Raw genomic sequence first — 3005 nt, forward strand, 5'->3', positions numbered from 1 at the left:
GCTCTCGGCGGCGGGCTGGGTGAAGCTCGGCCAGCCGCAGCCGGAATCGAACTTGGCGTCGGACTCGAACAGGACGTTGCCGCAGCCGGCGCAGACATAGGTGCCGGCACGGTGGTCGTGCTCATACTCGCCGGAGAAGGGACGTTCGGTCGCCTTCTCGCGCAGCACCGCGTACTGCATCGGCGACAGCTCGCGCCGCCACTGCTCTTCGCTCTTGATGACTTTGTCGTCCGTGGTTTTCGTCTTGGCGTCGGGCATGGGTCTCCCGTTTTTTGGTGATCTTGCGATCAGTTGGTGGCCTTGCTGGCATTCACCAGCGTCGGCTTGTCGATGTAGTTATCCGCGAACAGCTTTTTCAGGTTCTCGATCTTGGGCAGGTCGTTATAGGCGATGTAGGGCTGGTTCGGATGCAGCGTCAGATAGTCCTGATGATAGGCCTCCGCCGGATAGAACGCCTCCAGCGCGCCGACCTTGGTCGCGATCGGTTTGCCGAACACCTTGGCGCCGTTGAGCTGGGCGATATAGGCCTCCGCCACCTTCTTCTGCTCGTCGGAGGTGGTGAAGATCGCCGAGCGATATTGCGTGCCGGCGTCGGGACCCTGGCGGTTGAGCTGGGTCGGGTCGTGCGCCACCGAGAAGTAGATCTGGAGGATCTTTCCGTAACTGATCTTCTTCGGGTCGTACTTGATCTCGACCGATTCCGCATGGCCGGTCCGGCCGCTCGAGACGGTCTGGTAGTCGGCGGTCGCCTTGGTGCCGCCGGCATAGCCGGAGACCGCGTTGACGACGCCCGCAGTGTGCTGGAATACGCCCTGCACGCCCCAGAAGCAGCCGCCGGCGACCACGGCGGTCTGGATGCCGCTCGCCGGTGCCGCGTCCATGGTCGGGGCCGGGATCACGACCGCATCCTCGGCGGCCCGGGACGGCACAGCAAAGGCCAGCGTCAGGGCGGTCGTGGCAGCCAGCAGGGACAGGAGGGCGGGACGGCGCATGGCAGATCCTCTTTCCGGAAGGTGGATATTCTAGGTCGGTTGGCGCCGCGCGAACAGCCTGCCCGGCGGCATTCGGTCACCTGAGATACGGGGACAGGTGCCGATTGTTACGCCGCGGCGGACACGACTCTGTGAGAAACGCGGCCCGAGACAGCCCGGCTTGGCGCGGTGAGGAACTCTGCGCTAGATGAACCCGCGCGATCGACGATCGACCTAAAAAGTGGTGGCTGGAGCTGGCCTGACAACATGCTGCGCGTCGTTTCCCTGACACTCGTCATCCTGGCCGCCTGCGCATCGATCGCCGCGGCCGATCCGCAAACCGGCGACGACCTTGCCATTTGCCGCGACCGCCAGGCGGAGGCGCAGGCCCGCGCGGTGGCCTGCGACAATCTGCTCAACGCCGACCGGCTCACCGGCAAGGACAAGGCGGTCGCGTTGTCCGTGCGCGGCAACACCCTGATCAACAAGCGCGACCACGTCCACGCGATCGAAACCCTGTCCATGGCCGTCGACCTCGATCCGGACAACGTCATCGTTCTCAACCTGCGCGGCCTTGCCTATGAGCGCTCGGGTAAGGACGATCTCGCGATGGCGGACTACAACCTCGCGCTCCAGAAGCGTCCGACCTACGGCGTCCCCTACAACAACCGCGGCGTCATCCATCTGCGCAGGGGCGCGCTGCAAAGCGCGCTCGACGATTTCAACTTGTCGATCAAGTACACGCCAAAATTCCTGCTCGGCTGGACCAATCGCGCCCGCGTGCGCACGCTGATGAAGGATTTCGACGGTGCGATCGCCGATTTCGCGGAGGCCGAGAAGATCGATCCGGCCGCGCCGCAGGTCGCCGGCAACCGCTGCATTACCTACGGCATGATGGGCAAGTACGACCAGGCCTTTGCCGATTGCAACGGCCTGATCGAGAAGCAGCCGAAGAACGTGTACGCGATCAACAACCGCGCCGATGTCAGCATGATGAAGGGCGACCTCGACGCCGCGCTGAAGGACTACAACACGGCCATCCAGATCAACCCGAACAATGTCCGCGCCCATTCCGGCCGCGGCCGGATCTACGAGCGCAGGAAGGATCTCGCCCAGGCCCGCGCCGACTACCGCGCGGCGGCCTATTCGTTGACGAAGTTCGACGAGCTCGACGTCGCGCGCGCCCGCGCCATCGCGCAGGAGCGGCTCGCCGCGCTGACGCCGCAGGCGCCGGCCGGGGCGACCGGGCGCCGCGTCGCGCTGGTGATCGGCAACGGCGCCTACAAGAACGTGCACGCCTTGCCCAATCCRCCGCGCGACTCGAAGTTGATCGCAAACGCGCTGCGCGAGGTCGGCTTCCAGACCGTGATCTCCGTCAGCGACCTGACCCGGGACAAGTTCTTCGAAGCGCTGCAGACGTTCGCTGCCGAAGCGGAGAAGGCCGACTGGGCGGTGGTCTATTACGCCGGCCACGGATTCGAGATCGGCGGGGTGAACTATCTCGTTCCCGTCGACGCCAAGCTTGCCGCCGACAGGGATGCCGAGGCTCAGGCCGTCGCCCTGGAGCAGGTGATCGCAGCGGTGGGCGCTGCGAGAAAAGTGCGTCTGGTGATGCTGGATGCGTGCCGCGACAATCCGTTCGCGCCGACCATGCAGCGGACGCTGTCACTCAAGCTGGTCGACAAGGGCTTTTCCAACATCGAGCCCGGCGCCGGCTTCATGGTGGTCTACGCCGCCAAGCACGGCGAGACCGCGATGGACGGCGACGGCGGCGCCGACAGCCCGTTCGCCACCGCGCTCGCCCGCGAGATCAAGCAGCCGCGCGTCGAGATCAGGAAACTGTTCGACATCGTCCGMGACGACGTCTGGTCCGCGACCAGGCACGGGCAGCAGCCGTTCACCTACGGCTCGCCGCCGGGGCGCGAGGATTTCTATTTTGTGGCGGGGAAATAGTTGCGCATGGGGCGCGACTGCGGAGCCTTGCAACCGCTGTCGTCCCCGCGAAGGCGGGGACCCATAACCACAGGGAGGAGT

The 3005-nt window shown here is 65.4% G+C and carries 3 protein-coding genes; 1 reads left to right on the forward strand and 2 read right to left on the reverse strand.

The features are described from left to right. The coding region (msrB, locus tag AC1D00_RS34170; RefSeq protein ID WP_477013704.1) for a peptide-methionine (R)-S-oxide reductase at nucleotides 1-258 on the reverse strand (258 nt) is incomplete at its 3' end. A gap of 29 nt (nucleotides 259-287) precedes the next feature. Then, nucleotides 288-992: a peptide-methionine (S)-S-oxide reductase MsrA gene (msrA, locus tag AC1D00_RS34175; RefSeq protein ID WP_477013705.1), complete on the reverse strand. Its 705-nt coding sequence runs from the start codon at nucleotides 990-992 to the stop codon at nucleotides 288-290. Between the two features lie 246 nt (nucleotides 993-1238). On the opposite strand from msrA, the gene AC1D00_RS34180 reads away from it, so the two are divergent. Then, nucleotides 1239-2924, forward strand: coding sequence for a tetratricopeptide repeat protein (locus AC1D00_RS34180; protein WP_477013706.1), 1686 nt, complete (start codon nucleotides 1239-1241; stop codon nucleotides 2922-2924). Nucleotides 2925-3005 lie beyond the last annotated feature (81 nt).

The organism is Bradyrhizobium sp. P2_E8 (genome assembly GCF_056403875.1).

Excerpts from the sequence above, each read along its gene's own strand:
- msrA (WP_477013705.1), bottom strand. The coding sequence starts at position 992 with ATGCGCCGTCCCGCCCTCCTGTCCCTGCTGGCTGCCACGACCGCCCTG.